The following is an 18,171-nucleotide window of genomic DNA, read 5'->3' as shown; positions in this document are numbered from 1 at the left end:
AGCACCATACACCACATGTATACGCTGAGCGTATACATCGGGCGTGCATCGCCGATTCGACACCTCGCGGCAAGCTGGCGGACACCATGGACAGCCAGAATGCCCAGCGTGCGGGCGTTCGGTGAGCTGGAGGCGGCGGTCATGGACCGGCTGTGGGCGCGGGCCGAGCCGGCGTCGGTGCGGGAGGTCTGGTCGGACCTGCGGCCCGAGCGCGAGCTGGCCTACAACACCGTGCTCACCGTCGTCGACAACCTGCACCGCAAGGGCTGGCTGCGCCGCGAGCGCGACGGCCGGGCCTACCGTTACATCCCGCTGTCGAGCCGCGGCGACTACGGCGCGCGGCTGATGCGCGACGCGATGGCCGAGAGCGGCGACCCGGCGTCGGCGCTCGCCGGTTTCGTCCGCCAGCTCACCCCCGAGGAGGGTGCCGAGCTGCTCCGGATGTTGCACGAGTCGGCGTGATCGCCGCGAATCTGCTGGCCCTCACGCTGCTCATCGGGTTCGCCGGCGGGCGCTGGCTGCCGGCGGCGGCCTGGGCGCGCCAGGCACCCCGGCTCGCGATCGCCGCCTGGTGCGTCCTGCTCGGCACCGTCGGCGCGGGCATCCTGGCGGTCGGCGTCACCGTGCTGCTGCCGGCGCCACCGGTGGTCTGCGCGCTGCTGTTCTGGTGCGTGCACCCGGACTCCCCCGCCACCGCCCTCGCCCTGCGGGTCGCCGGTGACATGGTCGCGCTCGGCCTGGCCGGCACGCTGCTGACCGCGCTCGTCCGCGCCGGCTGGTTGCTGCGGGCCCAGGTGCGCTCCCGGCGCCGGCACCGCGCGATGCTCACGCTGGCCGGCCGCCCCGACGCCGCTCTCGGCGGCACGGTCATCGAGCATCCGCGGGCGGCCGCCTACCTGGCGCCCGACCGCCGGGTGGTGGTCACCAGCGGCGCCCTCGAGGAGCTGAGCCCGGCGCAACTCGGCGCGGTGCTGGCGCACGAGCACGCGCACGCCGGCGGCCGGCACCAGGTGCTGCTCGACGCGGTCCGGCTGGCCGCGCGGGCGCTGCCCGGCCTGCGCCTGACCCGGGTCGCGCAACAACAGATCGGCCGGCTGGTCGAGCTGCGGGCCGACGACGTCGCGGCCCGCACCCATGGCCGGCGGGCGCTGGCGGCGGCGCTGGTCACCATGGCCGGTGCGACACCGCCTGGTCTCGTCGCGGCACACGGCGGTGACGTGGCCGAACGGTTGCGCCGGCTGCTCGTACCCCCGAAGCGTCTTGGTCCTTGGCGTTCGGCCGCGATCGTCGCCGCGCTGCTGGTGGTGGCCGCGCTGCCGGTGGTCGGCCTGGCGCTCGACGGCTGGTGGCCGGGCCTCGTGCGGTGCGTCTGGATCGGGTAGGTCGATCTCCTATCGAGGTTAGGAGTTCGCGGCGGGTGCGCGGCGCGTTCACCGCCGGTTCATGGGCGCCTCCGAGGCTCAGACCCGCACGCCGAGCACCGAAACAGGGAAGGCCTCTCCATGTCCAATGCCGAATCCGGCTACTCGCGCCGGCAGCTCGTCAAATACGCGGGGGTCGGCGCGACCATCGTCGCCGCCGCCCCGTTGATCGGTGCCACCGCCGCCGAAGCCACCTCGAAGGGTTCGTCGAACGCCCGCGCGTGGCGCGCCGGTGACCACCACATCCACTCGGAGTACAGCGGCGAGTTCGACACCTCGACCAACCCGCCGACCTTCCACAAGGGCGCGGACGCGGTCTACCCGATCGTCACCAACGCCATCATGGCGAAGAACTTCGGCCTCACCTGGGCGATGTGCACCGACCATGGTGGACCGACGCACTCGAAGGTCAACCTGGAGCAGGCCTACCCCGACCTGCTGCGCTCGCGCAAGCTCGTACCCGAGGTGTTGCAGTTCTGGGGTATGGAGTTCGACACGCCGCAGATGGACCACCACACGCTGATGATCCCGCGGCACGACGACGAGGCGAAGCTGCTCTTCGAGCTGGAGAGCCGGTTCAACAAGTTCGACGCGTTCCCGACCGACCCGTCGCGCGACACCGAGGCGAAGTTCGTCGAGTTCCTGAAGTCTGCCGCGTCGCACCGGCAGAAGCCGATCGTCATCGCTCACCACGCGGCCCGTTCGGCCAGCGGCCTGGGCGTCTACGGCCAGGACACCCCGCGCGAGTTCCGCGCCGGCAACAACGCCGCGCCGGATGTCTACATCGGATTCGAGGGCGCGCCGGGCCACCAGGCCGGCCCGCTCAACGGCGGCGCCCGCGGCGGTTACGGCAGCCACCCGACCTACGGCGGCTTCGACCAGATGACCGCCCGCGTCGGCGGCCTGTGGGACTCGCTGCTCGGCGAGGGCCGCAAGTGGTGGATCACCGCCACCTCGGACTCACACGTCCACTGGACCCGCGGCGGCTCCGACTTCTGGCCGGGCGAATACAGCAAGACCTACGTGTACGCCCGCCAGGACTACGCCGACATCATGGACGCGCTGCGCGACGGCCGCATCTGGGTCGTCACCGGCGACCTGATCAGCGCGCTGGATGTCACCGCGTCGAACCGCGGCAAGTCCGCCAACGTCGGCGAGGAGCTGACGGTCAGCCGCCGCAACCGCAACGACGTCGACATCGAGATCCGCTTCCGCGAGCTCCAGGGCGTCAACGGCAACGGCGACCGCCCGGCCGTCCGCCGCGTCGACCTGATCGTCGGGCGGATCACCGGCCTGGCCGCCGACGTCAACGCCGACACCAACGCCACGACGAAGGTGGTCGCGCGCTTCGGCCGGTCGGACTGGCACCGCGACGGCAAGGACTTCGTCATCAAGCACACGATCAAAAACGTCGAGGGCGACCTGTACGCGCGGGTCCGCGGCACCAGCACCGACGAGCTCGAGCCGGCGGCCGACGGCCTGGAGAGCCCGTGGGACGACCTGTGGTTCTACTCGAACCCGGTGTTCGTGAACGTGCGCTGACCACGCACCCCTGACAGGCGTGCCGCCTGGCCGGCCCGTCACCCCCCTTCATCGGGGTGGCGGGCCGGCGTCAGACGTGTGTAGCTGGCGATCTCGTGGCCGGCCGGGTCGTAGGCGACCAGCTTGCCGTGCGTCAGGCTCGCGGACCTGAACGAGAAGACCCGACCATCCGGGTACGGCGCCAGCAGCGGGATCTCCCGTGGCCGGCCGCCCGGCGCGGAGCGGTATTCGAGGCGGGCGACGGCCGGGCCGACCACGCCGTTGACGCGGACCTTGGTCTTCTCCGCGACGACGCCGAAGCGGATCGACTGGTCGCCGATGAAGGCCGCACAGCTCACCTGGTCGCGGCAGACGTAGAAGTAGCGCGGGTTGGCGGTGTCGTCGATCCGGTAGGCCTTGAACGTCGGATCGGCCGAGGCCGGCAGTGGCTGCACGGCGACGACCGCGATCGCGGCCGCGGCGGCGCCGGCCAGGGTCCACCGCCGGGCGCTGCGATGCTGGGCCACCACGGCCCCGAAGCCGAGCGCGCAGACACCGACGGTGCCGAGCGCGCGGGCGTTCTCCAGCACGAACTGCACGCCCGGGGTGAACGAGACGCCGGCCAGCACGACACCGAGCGAGAGCACCATCGCCGTCAGCAGCGCGGCGCCGGCCGCCCGGTGCACTGCGCCGCGGGTGCCGATCAGCAGCATCGCGGCGAGCACCGGCCAGAGCTGGTGGTGGGTCCAGGACACGGGCGAGGCGGCAACCGTGGCGCAGCCGACGAGGACGGCGGCCTTGGTCGAGTGGCCCTCGGTTGCGAGCCGGCGCGCCCGCAGCAGCGCCACCACGCAGAGCACGGCGACCAGGGCCGCCCAGACCAGCGGGAGCGCGCCGGGCGCGAGGCCGATCCGCAGCAGCATGCCCTGCACCGACTGGTTGCCGAGCGAGGCGAGGTTGCCGATCCGCCCGGTCTCGAACATCGCCCCGGTCCAGTAGGTCCAACTCGCCGACGGCAGCACCAGCGCCCCGACCGCCGCGGCGGCCACGAACGTGCCGGCCGCGCGCCCGGCGTCACGGTAACGCCCGGCGGCGAGGAAGTAGAGCACGAACAGCAGCGGGGTGAGCTTGATGGCCGCGGCGAGGCCGACCAGGCAGCCCCGGTAGCGGGCCGGAGTGAGCCCCAGGGCGTCGACCAACGCGAGCAGCACGACGAACACACTCACCTGACCGAACCGCAGGTTGCTCTGCGCGGGCGCGGACAGCAACAGTCCACACGCGACAGCGGCGACGAGGTCCGGCCGCCCACGCCCAACCGCGGCGGCGATCGCGGCCAGCGCGCCGACGGTGGCCACCATCCAGAAGACCTGAAGCAGCCCTTCGGGGACGAACGCGATCGGACCGAGCACCAACGCGGCGAAGGGCGGGTAGGTGAACGGCCCCCCGTTCGCCGCGACGTAGTCGTAGAGCGGGTGGCCGCCGCGCAGATGCTGGATCGCGCCGTAGTAGATGTGCAGGTCGGAAAGCCGGTCAGGCCGGCGCCACACAAGCGCGCAGGACACCACGGCGACCACCCCGAACAGGACCCAGAGCAATGCTGCCCGCCGGCCGCCAGTTCCCATGAGGACAAACCTACGGTGTCACCGCCACGAGGCGGACCGCCGTTTGGTCGACCACCGACCGGATGACCTGCTCCGGCCGCAAGGTGGCGGTGACCCGACTGACGTCGTCGCGGCGTCGATGGCCGCGCTCGACGGAGCTCGCCCGGGTGGATCCCGTCACCCGCGCGCGTGTCACACCTCCACTCGACCGGCGGCGCCGGCTCGAGCAGCGCGGCCAGCACGCGGTCGCCGGCCTTGGGAGCCGCGAGCCGCGGCGCGTGCCAAGGTGCACTTCCGTTGTGAATGATGGCGCGTTTATCGCCTTGGGCGCGTTTGCCGCTTGGCGGATTGCCTTTTCGGATTGGCGCGTCCGGTCGGATACACACTGGCCGCCGAGGTAGGCCTGGTTTGCGCGACTGCATCTTTTCCGCGCGGCGCAATGCCACGTCTGCGGCCGGCGTCCTCGACGCTATTGCCGCCGGCTGGATCAATCCCTTTTCCTGTCCCACGGGTTTATCGGTTGCGTTCTTCACGCCGAGGCGCTGGCTTGCTGAGGATTCGGGGCTTGCGTGAGGCTCGCAGCCGTTGCCGCGCAGGCGGCGCAGGCGTTCCGCGTGGCGCCGGGTCAGGCCCCAGGCGCGATGGCGCTCGTGCTCCCGGCGGAATTCTTCACCCGCGGGCGAATAACTGCGCGACGCAGTGCGATCTCGCATGGCGGCCAGCTGTGTCGTGGTAAACAATTGGAGCTGCCGCATGCATCAATTATCGCCTATCCCACGCGAGAAATCCGCCCCGTCCACGGCTTTCGATTATGCAAAATCTGCGGCCAATGCCCCCGCAAGGGCGGTCGGGCACGTGGGTGCCTTCGTGCGAGGTTTGGCACGGGACATCACCGCCGTGGGCGGGCGAACGAGCGGACGATCCCCCGCCGCCGTCGCATGATGGGGGGATACGGCTGGCGCGCACCGGTGACCGATACCCACCAGGAATCGAGAAGACCGATGGCGGAACCTTTCTATGCTTCCAAGACCGAGTACGTTGACCGCTCCCTGCTCGGGTTCGCGCGGGATCAAGCCGGCGTGGTCGAACTGAACACCGATCCGATCTATGTCCGCGCGGTCGATCCTGATCCGCGCCGGCAAGTTGGGCTGCTCTCCGGCGGAGGGTCCGGGCACGAGCCGATGCATGCCGGCCTGGTCGGGCGCGGGATGCTCGACGCGGCGGCGCCCGGGCGGGTGTTCGCATCACCGCACAACCGTCAGGTGTACGAAGGCAGCCGTGCCGTTGCCGGTCCTGCCGGGGTGTTGCACATCGTCAAGAACTACACCGGTGACCGGATCAACTTCGGGATCGCGGCCGAGCGGCTGCGGCACGACGGGATTCCGGTCGCGCGGGTGCTGGTCGACGACGACGTTGCCACCGAGAGTCAGCAGACCGCGACCGGGCGGCGTGGCACCGGGGCCACCGTGCTGGTCGAGAAGCTCCTCGGTGCGGCCGCCGACCAGGGCGCCGCCCTCGACGAGCTGGTCGCGCTCGGCGAGACCATCGTCGGGCGGTCGCGCAGCATCGCGGTCGCGTCGTTGGCGCAGACCTCGCCGGTGACCGGCAAGCCGGGCTTCGAGCTCGAAGAGGGCGAGCTCGAATACGGCGTGGGCATCCACGGCGAACGCGCCCAGCACACGATCCAACGGCCGCCGCTCGAGGAACTGGTCGGACGGATGGTCGACGACGTGGTCAATCACCTGCCGGCCGGCACGGCGGTGTTCCTGTTCGTCAACGGGCTGGGCGGCACCACCTACATCGAGCTCTACAACGTGTTCGCCGAGGCGGTTGACGCGCTGGCCACCCGCGACATCACGGTGGAGCGCAGCCTGGTCGGCCCGTACACGCCGGCTCTGGACATGAAGGGCTTCTCGATCACGATGACGATGCTGGAGCCCGACGTCGAGTCGCGTCCGTCCGGCGGATGGACCGCGTTGTTCGACGCGCCCGCCTGGACCGCCGGATACCGGAAGTGAGGCCGGCCATGCTGATGAACCTCTACCTGGAGGCCGCCGACCAGGCCTACGGCGAGCTGACCCGCCTCGACCAGGTCGCCGGCGACGGTGACTACGGCGACAACCTGCGCGAGGGCCTGCGCGGCGCGGTCACCCGGATCCCGGCCGACGCCGACCTGGCCACCGAGTTCGAGGTGACCGCCACCTACTTCCTCGACGAGGTGGGCGGCACCAGCGGGCCGCTGATCGGGCTGCTGTTCAACGACGTCGGCAGCAGCCTCGACGGGGCCGGCGACGACGACGCGGCGCTGGTCACCGGGCTCGACGCGGGCACCGCGGCGGTGTCCCGGGTCGGCGAGGCCAAGGTCGGTGACCGCACCATGCTCGACTGTCTCGGCCCGACGCTCGACGACCTGCATGCCGCGCGCCCGCCGCTGGACTGGACGGTGGTCGCCAACCAGGCGTTCGACCACGCGCGGGCGACCGCCGACCTGAGTCCCCGGATGGGCCGGGCCTCCTACGTCGGCGAACGCGCCGTCGGCACGCCGGACGCCGGTGCGATGGGCATGGCGCTGCTGTTCTGGGCCCTCGCCGTCTATCGCGACCCGACCAGCCGCGGCCAGCTACCCGACCCCGCGCACCTGATGTGACACCCGGCGCCCCGGCGGCGCTGTTGGTGTCGTGGGAGGCCGCGCACAATCTGGCACCGGGATGAGCGGACCGGCGTCGGTCCGGCGGTGGGGCACTGCCGGGTCCCTCGGGTTGTGCGCTGGCCACCCGGGTGGAATCGTCACCTCCCGTGCCGTCCCACCGCGTTCCACGCTGCCCCGGTGTGCCGTGGTCGTGACGTCCCGGCACCCGGCACCGCAGCCCGACGAAGACGGCCGGCCCACAGACCCGCTGACCACCGACCCTGCCGCCACAGACCCGCTGGCCACCGACCCTGCCGCCACAGACCCGCTGGCCACCGACCCTGCCGCCGCAGACCCGCTGGCCACCGACCCGCTCGCCGCCGCCCTGGCCGGCGACGAAACGGCCTTCCGCGCGGTCTACCGGCTGGTGCATCCGGGGCTGCTGCGCTATCTGCGGGTGCTCGTCGGCGCCGACGCCGACGACGTCGCCTCCGAGACCTGGTTGCAGGTCTGCCGCGACCTGCCGTCGTTCAGCGGCGACCTGGCGGGCTTCCGCGCCTGGTGCGCGACCGTCGGCCGGCATCGCGCGCTCGACCACCTGCGCCGCACCCGGCGCCGGCCGGAGACGATGGCCGCCGAGGCGCAACTCGCCGTCCTCGCCGATCCGGCCGACACGGCCGCCGACGCGACCGACGCACTGGCCACCGAGCGGGCGCTGGCGCTGATCGCGACCCTCCCCCGCGACCAGGCGGAGGCGGTGCTGCTGCGGGTGGTGGTCGGCCTCGACGCGGCATCCGCCGGGCGGGTGCTGGGCAAGCGGGCCGGAGCCGTGCGCACGGCGGCCTACCGCGGGCTGCGCAAACTCGCCGAGACGCTGGAGCACCACCATGCCTGACCGCTTCAGCGAGAGCGACGCCGATGTCGACGCGATGCTCGACGGCGGGCCGCTGCCGCCCGCCCTGGCCGCGCTGAGGGCACCCGCCCATCCGGCGGAGCTACGCGGTGAGGACGCCGCGGTCGCGGCGTTCCGGGCCGCGCGGGTGGCGACTCCGCCGCGCCGGACCGCCCGGCTGATCCGCCGGGCGCTCACGGTGAAGGTGCTGGTCGCCGGCGCGGTGCTGGCCGGCAGCGGCCTCGCCGTCGCGGCCGCGACCGGCACCCTCCCCGGCCCCTTCCCGATCGCACCTTCAGCCACGGACCCGGCGGAACCCGGCCGCGTGGTCCACGACCCGACCCGGGTGCCACACACCCGGCCGCCGGCACCGCACCGAACAGGGCCGCCGCCGGCCACGGGCGGCCCGAGCGGCCCGAGCAACGGAAACGGCAACGGCAACGGCAACGGCAACGGCAACGGCTGGGGCCAGGGCCACGGCACCGGCAAGCCCTCGAAGGAGCCCAGCAAGCCGCCGAAAGAGCCGAAGCCACCCAAGCCGCCGAAGGACAAACCGCCGAAGCCCCCGAAATAGCACTACCGCGATAATGATCACGTGAGTGAGACCAGGCGGACAGAGGCGTTCAGCGACGGCGTGCTGGCGATCGCCATCACGTTGCTCGTGCTCGACCTGCGGGTGCCGGTGCGCGGCGCGCTAGAGGGGTCGCTCGCCGAGGCGCTCGGGCACGAGTGGCCGACCTACGCCGCGTATGTGACCAGCTTCCTGCTCATCGGCATTATCTGGGTCAACCATCACGCGGTGTTCGAGTTGCTCGGTGCGGTCGACCGGATCGCGCTCTTCCTCAACCTGCTGCTGTTGATGACGGTCGCGGCGATCCCGTTCGCCACCTCGTTGTTCGCCGAATATCTCACCGCCGGCGGCGCCGCGGCGCGCACCGCCGCCCTGGTCTACTCCGGACTGTTCCTGCTCATGTCGGTGACGTTCGCGCTGCTCTACGCCTACGTGGCTCGGCGCCCGGCGCTGCTCGCGGCCAGCGTCGACCCGGTGGCGATGCGGGCGTCGATCGTCCGGTTCAGCGTGGTCGGGCTCGCCCTCTACTCGCTGACGATGGTCATCGCCGTGTTCAGCGCGCCGGCGACGCTCGTGGCGCACATCGTCATCGCGCTGTACTACTGCTTCCGGCAGACCCGCGCGGTGAGCTGAGGATCTCGCCGTGCACCATGGAGAACCAGCCGTCGTCGGCGGCGGACCAGGTGCGCCAGGCGTCGGCCATCCGGGTCAGGTCGGCGCGGTCGGCCAGGCCCAGCTCTACCGCCCGGTCGGCCAGCGCCGATCCGGTCACCCGGTCGGCCCACGAGCCACCCCACCAGGCGCGGTCCTCCGGCGTCGCGAAGCACCACGTCGACGTCGTCGCGACCGGGTCGAGACCGGCGGCCCGGGCCCACGAGAACAGCCGTCGGCCGGCGTCGGGCTCGCCGCCGTTGGCGCGGGCCACCGCCCGGTAGAGCTCGCGAAACTCGATCAGCTCCGGCAGCACCGGCCACCAGGTGAACGTCTCGTAGTCGCCGTCGCGCGCCGCGACCACGCCACCCGGGCGGCAGACCCGGGCCATCTCGCGTAGCGCGGTGACCGGGTCGGCGACGTGTTGCAGCACCTGGTGTGCGTGCACCACGTCGAAGCTGTCGTCGGGGAAGCTGAGCGCGTGCACGTCGTCGACGGCGAACTCGATGCGCACGCCGCGTTCGTCGGCGGCCGCCCGGGCCAGGTCGAGAGCCGCGGCCACGTTCTCCACGGCGGTGACCGAGCCGACGCGAGCGGCCAGGTCGGCGGTGATCGTGCCGGGCCCGCAGCCCACGTCGAGCAGCTTCGCGGAAGGGGTCAGCGAGGGCAGCAGGTAGGCGGCGGAGTTTTCGGCGGTGCGCCAGCGGTGGGTGCGCAGCACCGACTCGTGGTGACCATGGGTGTAGACGACCATGCGGTCGACCGTACGCCGGTCATCCCGGGATTCGGGAGATGGGTCTTACTTCCTGGGACAGCGCCTCGACCAGCGCGCGGGTCAGCGGGTCGCGGGAACGGCGCCGCGCGGTCGCCACGCCGATCCGCCGGGACGGGCGCGGCGGCTCCAGCGGCACCATCGCGAGCCCGTCGGCGTCGGCGATGAGCGCGGTGCCCGGCACCAGGCTGACCCCGACGCCGACGCGCACCAGCGCCTGCGCGAACACGTAGTCGGTGCCGCGGCAGGCCACCTCGATCTCGAAGCCAGCCAGCGCCGCGTAGTGGTCGATCATGTCGGTGGCCGACAGGCAGCCCTGCACCCAGCGCTCACCGGCGAGGTCGGCCAGCGCGAGCGACTCGCGCCCGGCCAGCCGGTGACCGGCGGGCAGCACGATCCACATCGGATCGTCGAGCAGCGGGGTCCAGGTGAGCCCGGAGCGGTCGTCGGGCGAAACCGGCGGCGGCCCGTCGAAGTGGTAGGTCAGCGCGAGGTCGGCCGCACCGGACCGCACCTGGAGCAGGCTCTCGTCGGGCTCGGCCTCCAGCACCGTCAGCGTCACCTCGGGGTGGCTGGCGGAGAACCGGATGAGCGCGCCCGGCAGCAACCGCTGGCCGCCGCTGGCGAACGTCGCGATGGTCAGCCGCGGGCCGGCGGAGCTGAGCCGGGCGATCTCCCGCTCGGCGCAGTCGAGCTCGGCGGCGATCGTGTCGGCGGCGTCGACCAGCACCCGGCCGGCGTCGGTGATCTCGATGCCGCGGGTGCTGCGGCAGACCACGGCGGTTCCGAGCGACCGCTCCAGCGCGCTGATCTGCTGGGACACGGCCGACGGGGTGAGCCGCAGCACGGTCGCCGCGCGGTTGAAGCTGCCCTGCCGGGCGACCTCGCGGAACACCCGGAGCCGGTGCACGTCGATCATCAGTTTTCCTTAACACGAGCATCGTAAATCGTAACTACCGCTAATCACGGTACGGGTCGACGCTCGTCTTGTGAACAGACGAGCCTGGATCCTCTTCGCCCTGGTCGCCGTGCTCTGGGGCATCCCGTACCTGCTGATCAAGATCGCCATCGACGACCTGTCGCCGATCGTCGTGGTCGCCGGTCGGGTCGCCATCGCGGCTCTCGTGCTGGTCCCGGTGGCGGCGATGCAGGGCACCCTGCCGGCGCTGCGCGGCCACCTCAAAGCCGTGGTGACGCTGGGCGTCATCCACATCGTCGGCCCGTTCCTGCTGATCACCTACGGCGAGGTGCACATCAGCTCGTCGCTGACCGGTCTGCTGATCGCGATCGAGCCGGTGCTGATCGCCCTGCTGATGGTGCGCGCCGAGCCGCTGACCCCGATCCGCGTCGCCGGCCTCGCGCTCGGCCTGGTCGGCGTCGGCGTGCTGGTCGGGCTCGACGTCTCCGGCGACCGCTGGGGCCTGCTCGGCGCCGGCATGATCCTGCTGGCCACGTTGCTCTACGCGATGGCGACCGTCTTCGTGCAGCGGCGCGCGTCCGACATCCCGCCGACCGCTCTCGTCGCCGGCACGACCACGGTCAGCACCGTGCTGCTCGTCCCGTTCGCCGCGTTCGCGCTGCCGACCGCGCCGGTCAGCGGCGGTGCCTGGGCCGCGCTGCTGGCGCTGGGCCTGCTCTGCACCGCGGCCGCGCTGCTCGCCTTCTACCGGCTGATCGGCGAGGCCGGCCCGAGCCGCGCCGGCCTGGTCACCTACGCCAACCCGGTGGTCGCGGTGCTGCTCGGTGTCGCGATCCTCGACGAGCCGCTGCGGGCCAGCACCGTGCTCGGCTTCCTGCTGATCGTCGCCGGCTGCTGGCTGTCCACCCGCCCCACCGTCCCGGCCGCCGTGGACACCCCCGTACACGCGCAGTAGTTTGATCGATCATGAGAGCCCAGACCCGTCGCGACGCCGGTTTCACCGCGCTCTTCCTCGGCTTCTTCGCGTCGGCCTGGTTCGGCTGGGCCCAGGCCGGCGGCGAGTCCGGTTGGCTCACCGCCGGCAGCATCTTCTCGGTGGTGGTCGCCGCCATCGGCCTGGTGACCGGTTTGCGCGCGCCGGGCGAGGGCTCCGCGATGAGGGACCGGACCGCCAGCCGACGGTACGGGATCATCGTCGGCATCGAGTTCGCCGTGATCTTCGCCGGCGCCGCCCTGCTCGGCGGCCTGGGTCAGGAGGACTACATCCCGGTCTGGGTCGCGTTCGTGGTCGGCGTGCACTTCGTGCCGCTCGCGCCAGTGCTCGGCGACCCGCTGCTGCGTCCGCTGGCCGTCGCGACCTGCCTGGTGGCGCTGGCCGGCCTGATCACCGGGCTGGCGTCGGCGGTCAGCCCGCCGCTCGTGGTCGGCGTGGCCGAGGGCCTGCTGCTGCTCGGCTACTCGGTGCAGGCCCTGGCCCGTGGCGCACGCCGGCCGGCACAATCGTCCGTGTGACCAAATGGGAGTACGCCCGCCTCGAATACCGGGCCGCCGGCACCTACGGCGAAGACCAGTTCATGGACTGGAACGCGTCATTCCACCACTCCGGTGGTTCCCAGCGCTGGGGCACCGACGAACGGTTCGACGACATGCGCCACCTCAACCGGGCGGGCGCCGCGGGCTGGCAGGCCTACAACCGCAGCGCGACGCACTACCCCAACGAGCCACACCGTCTCTACGGCGTCACCTACTCCCTGCGCCGCGAGGTCGAATAGCCGTCACCACGTCGCGAACACCCGGGCCTGGCCGCCGGAGCCGCCTTCGTAGGGGATCAGCCCGCACGTGACAGTCGCGCCGTGGCGCGGCAGCCGGCGGAGGTTGGCGACGTTCTCCACCCCGTAGCGGTCGGCGCCGAGCAGCGCCAGGTGGGTGTCGAAGGTGGCCGAGATGCCCGGGTCGATGCTGAGCGTGTCGACGCCGAGGCTGCCGATCCCGCGGCGGCGCAGCAACCACTCGCAGGCGTCGACGCTGAAGCCGGGGAAATGCAGCGTGCCAGCCGCGTCGGTGCCGCGGTAGGCGTCGGGGTCGCCGACCTTGGCACCCCAGCCGGAATACATCAGCACGGCCGCGCCGCGCGGGATCCGCTCGTAGCGGCGCTCGTAGGCGAGCAGGTCGTCGACGGTCACCGTGGCGTCGGGGTCACGCGCCGCCCGGCGGGCGATGTCGATCACGACGGCCGGTGCGACGAGCTCGTCGATCCGGATCTCGGTGGACAGCCGGCCGCCCTCGATGAAGTGGCCGGGCGCGTCGACGTGCGTGCCGTAGTGCTCGAGGATCCGCCATTCCTGCATGTAGTAGCCGGCTTCGGGGATCGACACGAAGGTCCGCCGGGCCGGCTCCTCCCCCGGCGTGAAGGCGGGGAACGTGGTGGTCAGCGGGTAGGTCAGGTCGGCGAGCCCACGCCCGTGCCGGGGCGAGGCCTGTGCCGCTGATGGTGCGAGGACCGCTCCGGCGGCGACCAACGCGCCGCCGAACAGGGCCGCCCTGCGGGAAACGGCCGGCGTGGTCTGTCGTGGACACTCAGGCGTCGTACACATGCCGACCATCACACCATTGACAGCCCCCGATAGCACGTGTGAACCTCGGCGGCGAGGCCGAGTGCGGGAAGCCGGGCCGGTGCGGCGCCAGGGCAGGTGCGCCGCGCGTCCGTTCCGCTCCCACGCGCCCGTCGGCTGGTTGCGGCCTCCTCCGCTGTGCGCGACAACGCACACCGAGAGGCAGAGACATGCGCTCATCCCGCACCTGGGGGCCGGCCCTCGCCGCGACCATACTGGCCGCGGCGGCCGCCCTCACCTTCGTCGGGCCACAGGCGGCGCTCGTGCCGACCGCGGCCGCGACCGACGCGTACGCCTGGAAGAATGTTCGGATCGACGGTGGCGGCTTCGTCTCCGGGATCGTGTTCAACCCCGGGCAGCGCGACCTGATCTACGCGCGCACCGACATCGGTGGCGCCTACCGCTGGAATGCCGCCGGCAGTGCCTGGGTGCCGCTGCTCGACTGGGTCGGTTGGGACCGCTGGGGCTGGAACGGCGTGCTCAGCATGGCCGCCGACCCGGTGCAGACCAACCGGGTTTACGCCGCCGTCGGCATGTATACCAACAGTTGGGACCCCAACAACGGGGCGATTCTGCGCTCCACCGACCGGGGTGCCTCCTGGCAGGCCTTCAACCTGCCGTTCAAGGTGGGCGGCAACATGCCCGGGCGCGGCCAGGGCGAGCGGCTCGCCGTCGACCCCAACGACAGCCGGATCGTCTACTTCGGCGCCGAAGGAGGCAACGGGCTCTGGCGCAGCACCGACTACGGCGTCACGTGGGCCCGGGTGACCGCGTTTCACAACGCCGGCAACTACGCGCAGGATCCTTCGGACCCCAACGGCTACCTGACCGGCAACCAGGGTGTCACCTGGGTCGACTTCGACCAGTCGACCGGCGCGACCGGCACCGCGACCCGCACCATCTACGTCGGCGTGGCCGACAAGCAGAACCCGGTCTATCGCAGCACCGACGCCGGCGTGACCTGGCAACGGATCCCCGACCAGCCGACGGGTTTCCTGGCACACAAGGCGGTTGTCGACCCGACCGGCGGCTTCCTCTACATCGCGACCAGCGACACCGGCGGCCCCTACGACGGCGGCAAGGGCGACGTCTGGAAACTATCCCGGGCGACGGGCGCGTGGACCCGGATCAGCCCGGTGCCGTCGACCAGCGCCGACGACTATTTTGGCTACAGTGGACTGACCATCGACCGGCAGAACCCGGGCACGCTGATCGTCGCCACGCAGATCTCCTGGTGGCCCGACGTGATCTTCTTCCGCACCCGCGACGGCGGCGCCACCTGGTCCCGGGTATGGGACTTCAACGGCTATCCCAACCGGGTCAACCGCTACACGATGGACATCTCCGCCAACCCGTGGCTCGACTTCAACACCGCGCCCTCGCAGCCTGAGCAGACGCCGAAGCTCGGCTGGATGACCGAGTCGCTGGAGATCGACCCGTTCGACGCCAACCGCATGCTCTACGGCACCGGCGCGACCCTCTACGCCACCACCAACCTCACCGCCTGGGACAGCGCGAGCGGCACGTTCACGGTCCGGCCGATGGCCCGTGGAATCGAAGAGACCGCCGTGCTCGACCTGGCCAGCCCGCCGTCGGGTGCGCCGCTGATCAGTGCGCTCGGCGACATCGGCGGCTTCCGCCACGACGACCTGGCGGCGGTCCCGCCGAACTTCCACGACACGCCGAACCTGGGCAGCAACACGAGCCTGGACTTCGCCGAGGCCAACCCGTCGGTGATGGTCCGCGTCGGCAACGGCGACCGGGCGGCCAACCCCAACCTCAACCGGATCGGCGTCTCCACCGACGGCGGCCGCACCTGGTATCAAGGCCAGGAGCCGGGCGGCGTCACCGGCGGCGGCACGGTGGCGATCGCGACCGACGCCAGTGCCGTGGTGTGGAGCCCGCAGGGCACCGGCGTGCAGTTCTCGACGACCCGGGGCAGTTCGTGGAGCCCGTCGTCCGGGATCCCGACCGGCGCGATCGTCGAGGCGAGCAGAACCAACCCACAACGCTTCTTCGGGTACGCCGCCGGCCGCGTCTACGCCAGCGCCGACGGCGGGCGCACCTTCACCGCCGGCGCGTCGGGCCTGCCGGACGGCGCCAAGTTGAAGACGGTCGGCGCCGACGTGTGGGTGGCCGGAACGGGCGGCCTCTACCGCTCGTCCGACAACGGCGCGACTTTTACCCGGGTGTCCACAGTGTCCGCCGCGGTCAACGTCGGCTTCGGCAAGGCGGCACCGGGCCGGTCCTACCCGGCGATCTTCCTGGTCGGCACCGTCGACGGCGTGGCCGGCGTGTTCCGCTCCGACGACACCGGCGGCACCTGGGTGCGGATCAACGACGCGCAACACCAGTACGGCAACGCGGGCGAGGCCCTCACCGGCGACCCGCGCGTCTTCGGCCGGGTCTACCTGGGCACCAACGGCCGCGGCATCCTGGTCGCCGACCGCACCGGCCCGGAGCCGACCGCCGGCCCGACGAGCTCTCCGACGGCGAGCCCGACCAGTTCGCCCACGGCCGGTCCGACCCCGACCCCGACCGCGACGCCGACGACCGGGCCGACTCCGACCGCCGGCCCAGGCGGTTGTGCCGCCACCTACCGGGTGACCGGCTCGTGGCCGGGCGGCTTCCAGGGTGAGGTCGCGGTGCGCAACACCGGCAGCACCGCGACCGCCGGCTGGGCGGTGACCTGGACCTATCCGAGCGGCACCCAGATCACCCAGCTCTGGGGCGGCGACTACACCGCGTCGGGCACGGCGGTGACCGTGCGCAACACGGCGTGGAACGGCACCCTCGCACCGAACGCCAGCACCACGTTCGGCTTCCTCGGCACCGGCACCGCGGCCATCCCGGCCACGGTGACCTGCCAACGAAGCTGACCGTGCGGGGTGCGCCGCCGTCCCGGGCGGCGCACCCCGGTGGTCGCTAGGCCGGCTCGGCGTGGACGCCGGGGCGGCCCTCCTCGACGACGAAGCTGGCGATCGTCGACACGGCCGCGTCGGGCGTGCTGACCTGCGGCACCGCGCGGTAGTCGCTGCGCCAGGTGTGGTTGTCGACCGTGCAGCGGACGTAGCCGCGGCGGGCGTCGTAGAACTTCATGTGCGGGTTCGAGGCCAGCCACTCCGTGCCGCGGGTGTCCATCGGTGCGCCGTCGCCGCCCGACGTCACAGAGGTGCCGAGGAACTCGACGCCGACCGTACGCGATGCCGGGTCGTCGAAGTTCTGTTTGAGGTCGGCCACCATGCTGCAGTGCGCGTCGCCGGTGATGACGACCATGTTCTCCACCCGGCGGCGCGCGACGCCGTCGAAGAGGCGTTGGCGGGCCGGCTCGTAGCCGTTCCAGTTGTCGTTGGGCAGCAGCTCACCCGGGCCCGGGTCGCGGTCGGCCTTGGCCATCACGGTCTGCTGGGCCACGATGTTCCAGGTGCCGGCCGAGTGGCTGAGGCCGTCGATCAGCCAGCGCTCCTGCTCGGCGCCGAGCATCGACCGGGCCGGGTCGTCGAGGGCGACCGGGTCGGTGACCTGGTCGGAGCGATACTGGCGGCCGTCGAGCAGGTTGAACTCGGCCAGCCGGCCGTAGCGCAGGCGGCGGTAGATCCGCATGTCGGCACCGCGCGGCACGGCCGAGCGGCGCAGCGGCATGTGCTCGTAGTACGCCTGGTAGGCGGCGGCCCGGCGGCGCAGGAACGACTCCGGGTCCTGGGCCGCGTCCTCCGAGATGTCGTCGGCGTAGTTGTTCTCCACCTCGTGGTCGTCCCAGGTCACCGCCCACGGGAAGCGGGCGTGCGCGAGTTGGAGGTCGGCGTCGGTCTTGTACTGCGCGTGCCGGATCCGGTAGTCGGCCAGCGAGAAGATCTCGGTGGCCGGCAGGTGGGCCCGGCCGAGGGTGCCGGCCGCCGGGCCCTCGTAGATGTAGTCGCCCAGGTGCACGACCAGGTCGAGGTCCTCGGCCGCCAGGTGCTGGTAGGCGGTGAAGTAGCCGGTCGGGTAGTTCGAGCAGGAGACGAACGCGAACGCGAGCTCGCGGGGCCGGCTGTGTGCGGACGGCGCGGTCCGGGTGCGGCCGACCGGGCTGACCGCGTTGCCGGTGCGGAACCGGAAGAAATACTCGCGGTCGGCGCGCAGGCCGTGCACCTCGGCGTGCACCGCGTGGCCGAGTTCGGGGGTGGCCCGCTCGACGCCGCGCTTGACCACGTGACGGAAGCGGGCGTCCTCCGCGACCTCCCAGGTGACCGCGACGACGTGCCGGGTCATCCCGCCGAGGCCGTCGGCGGCCAGCGGCTCGGGCGCGAGGCGGGTCCAGAGGACGACACCGTCGGGCAGCGGGTCACCCGAGGCGACGCCCAGAGTGAAGGGGTCGAGCTGGTGTTTCGGGTCCGCCAGGGCCGGAGCGGCGCTGACGCCGGCGACGGTCGCGGCGAGTCCGACGCCACTGGCGCCGGCAAGCGTGAGGAGTTGACGACGGTCGATACGGGGTTGCATGGCAGGCTTCGCCTTCCGATCGGACAACGCGTACCCCATTGATGATCACGATTTAGGTGTGTGCCGGGTTGCGACCGGTTGAGCGTCGGTTGACCAGTTG

Annotated in this window: 18 protein-coding genes; 12 read left to right on the top strand and 6 right to left on the bottom strand. The window is 72.0% G+C overall.

The window, feature by feature from the left end:
- Window positions 1-99 precede the first annotated feature (99 nt).
- From DFJ67_RS31145 to DFJ67_RS31135, 3 genes are all read left to right on the top strand, one after another.
- Window positions 100-462: a BlaI/MecI/CopY family transcriptional regulator gene (locus tag DFJ67_RS31145; protein WP_116071625.1), complete on the top strand. Its 363-nt coding sequence runs from the start codon at window positions 100-102 to the stop codon at window positions 460-462.
- Window positions 459-1,382, top strand: coding sequence for a M56 family metallopeptidase (locus tag DFJ67_RS31140; protein ID WP_116071623.1), 924 nt, complete (start codon window positions 459-461; stop codon window positions 1,380-1,382). Before DFJ67_RS31145 ends, DFJ67_RS31140 begins: the two co-directional genes overlap by 4 nt.
- A gap of 120 nt (window positions 1,383-1,502) precedes the next feature.
- The gene (locus tag DFJ67_RS31135) at window positions 1,503-2,963 is read left to right on the top strand and encodes a CehA/McbA family metallohydrolase domain-containing protein (protein WP_116071621.1); all 1,461 of its coding nucleotides are present in this window, start codon (window positions 1,503-1,505) and stop codon (window positions 2,961-2,963) included.
- A 38-nt stretch (window positions 2,964-3,001) separates the two neighbouring features.
- Here the strand turns inward: DFJ67_RS31135 and DFJ67_RS31130 are convergent, their stop codons facing one another.
- The gene (locus tag DFJ67_RS31130) at window positions 3,002-4,564 is read right to left on the bottom strand and encodes a glycosyltransferase 87 family protein (protein WP_116071619.1); all 1,563 of its coding nucleotides are present in this window, start codon (window positions 4,562-4,564) and stop codon (window positions 3,002-3,004) included.
- 10 nt (window positions 4,565-4,574) lie between these two features.
- Entirely contained in the window at window positions 4,575-4,724 is a 150-nt protein-coding gene (locus DFJ67_RS42975) for a hypothetical protein (RefSeq protein ID WP_170216064.1), read from the bottom strand.
- 388 nt (window positions 4,725-5,112) lie between these two features.
- On the opposite strand from DFJ67_RS42975, the gene DFJ67_RS31125 reads away from it, so the two are divergent.
- The 5 genes from DFJ67_RS31125 (at window position 5,113) to DFJ67_RS31105 (ending at window position 9,268) form a co-directional block, all read left to right on the top strand.
- Window positions 5,113-6,561 (top strand): dihydroxyacetone kinase subunit DhaK, encoded by a 1,449-nt coding sequence (locus DFJ67_RS31125; RefSeq protein ID WP_203783148.1) that lies wholly within the window; start codon window positions 5,113-5,115, stop codon window positions 6,559-6,561.
- An 8-nt stretch (window positions 6,562-6,569) separates the two neighbouring features.
- Window positions 6,570-7,190, top strand: a complete 621-nt coding sequence (locus tag DFJ67_RS31120; RefSeq protein WP_116076846.1) for a DAK2 domain-containing protein — start codon at window positions 6,570-6,572, stop codon at window positions 7,188-7,190.
- A gap of 193 nt (window positions 7,191-7,383) precedes the next feature.
- Complete coding sequence (locus DFJ67_RS31115) at window positions 7,384-8,067, top strand: RNA polymerase sigma factor (RefSeq protein ID WP_308442477.1); 684 nt, start codon at window positions 7,384-7,386, stop codon at window positions 8,065-8,067.
- Entirely contained in the window at window positions 8,060-8,638 is a 579-nt protein-coding gene (locus DFJ67_RS31110; RefSeq protein ID WP_116071613.1) for a hypothetical protein, read from the top strand. Before DFJ67_RS31115 ends, DFJ67_RS31110 begins: the two co-directional genes overlap by 8 nt.
- Window positions 8,639-8,659: 21 nt before the next feature.
- Entirely contained in the window at window positions 8,660-9,268 is a 609-nt protein-coding gene (locus DFJ67_RS31105) for a TMEM175 family protein (RefSeq protein ID WP_116071611.1), read from the top strand.
- Here the strand turns inward: DFJ67_RS31105 and DFJ67_RS31100 are convergent.
- Window positions 9,222-10,040 carry a class I SAM-dependent methyltransferase gene (locus DFJ67_RS31100; RefSeq protein WP_116071609.1) on the bottom strand — a complete coding sequence of 273 codons (819 nt, stop codon included), beginning with the start codon at window positions 10,038-10,040 and terminating at the stop codon, window positions 9,222-9,224. The genes DFJ67_RS31105 and DFJ67_RS31100 overlap by 47 nt on opposite strands.
- Window positions 10,041-10,059: 19 nt before the next feature.
- Window positions 10,060-10,977, bottom strand: coding sequence for a LysR family transcriptional regulator (locus tag DFJ67_RS31095; RefSeq protein WP_116071607.1), 918 nt, complete (start codon window positions 10,975-10,977; stop codon window positions 10,060-10,062).
- A 70-nt stretch (window positions 10,978-11,047) separates the two neighbouring features.
- Between DFJ67_RS31095 and DFJ67_RS31090 the strand changes: the two genes are divergently transcribed.
- Genes DFJ67_RS31090 through DFJ67_RS31080 form a run of 3 tightly spaced genes read left to right on the top strand, consistent with a single transcriptional unit; the run spans window position 11,048 to window position 12,749 of the window.
- Window positions 11,048-11,932: a DMT family transporter gene (locus DFJ67_RS31090; RefSeq protein WP_116071605.1), complete on the top strand. Its 885-nt coding sequence runs from the start codon at window positions 11,048-11,050 to the stop codon at window positions 11,930-11,932.
- 11 nt (window positions 11,933-11,943) lie between these two features.
- Window positions 11,944-12,489, top strand: a complete 546-nt coding sequence (locus DFJ67_RS31085; RefSeq protein ID WP_116071603.1) for a hypothetical protein — start codon at window positions 11,944-11,946, stop codon at window positions 12,487-12,489.
- Entirely contained in the window at window positions 12,486-12,749 is a 264-nt protein-coding gene (locus DFJ67_RS31080; RefSeq protein WP_116071601.1) for a hypothetical protein, read from the top strand. The genes DFJ67_RS31085 and DFJ67_RS31080 overlap by 4 nt, the downstream gene beginning before the upstream one ends.
- A gap of 3 nt (window positions 12,750-12,752) precedes the next feature.
- On the opposite strand, the gene DFJ67_RS31075 is transcribed toward DFJ67_RS31080, so the two are convergent.
- Window positions 12,753-13,571, bottom strand: a complete 819-nt coding sequence (locus DFJ67_RS31075) for a cyclase family protein (protein ID WP_203783150.1) — start codon at window positions 13,569-13,571, stop codon at window positions 12,753-12,755.
- 188 nt (window positions 13,572-13,759) lie between these two features.
- On the opposite strand from DFJ67_RS31075, the gene DFJ67_RS31070 reads away from it, so the two are divergent.
- Complete coding sequence (locus DFJ67_RS31070) at window positions 13,760-16,468, top strand: cellulose-binding domain-containing protein (RefSeq protein WP_116071597.1); 2,709 nt, start codon at window positions 13,760-13,762, stop codon at window positions 16,466-16,468.
- 46 nt (window positions 16,469-16,514) lie between these two features.
- On the opposite strand, the gene DFJ67_RS31065 is transcribed toward DFJ67_RS31070, so the two are convergent.
- On the bottom strand, window positions 16,515-18,071 hold the full coding sequence (locus DFJ67_RS31065) for an alkaline phosphatase D family protein (protein ID WP_116071595.1): 1,557 nt from the start codon (window positions 18,069-18,071) through the stop codon (window positions 16,515-16,517).
- Window positions 18,072-18,171 lie beyond the last annotated feature (100 nt).

Source organism: Asanoa ferruginea (assembly GCF_003387075.1).
Classification (GTDB): domain Bacteria; phylum Actinomycetota; class Actinomycetes; order Mycobacteriales; family Micromonosporaceae; genus Asanoa; species Asanoa ferruginea.
The sequence above is the reverse complement of the archived record's forward strand: the minus strand, read 5'-3'. Positions and strand labels throughout refer to the sequence as shown.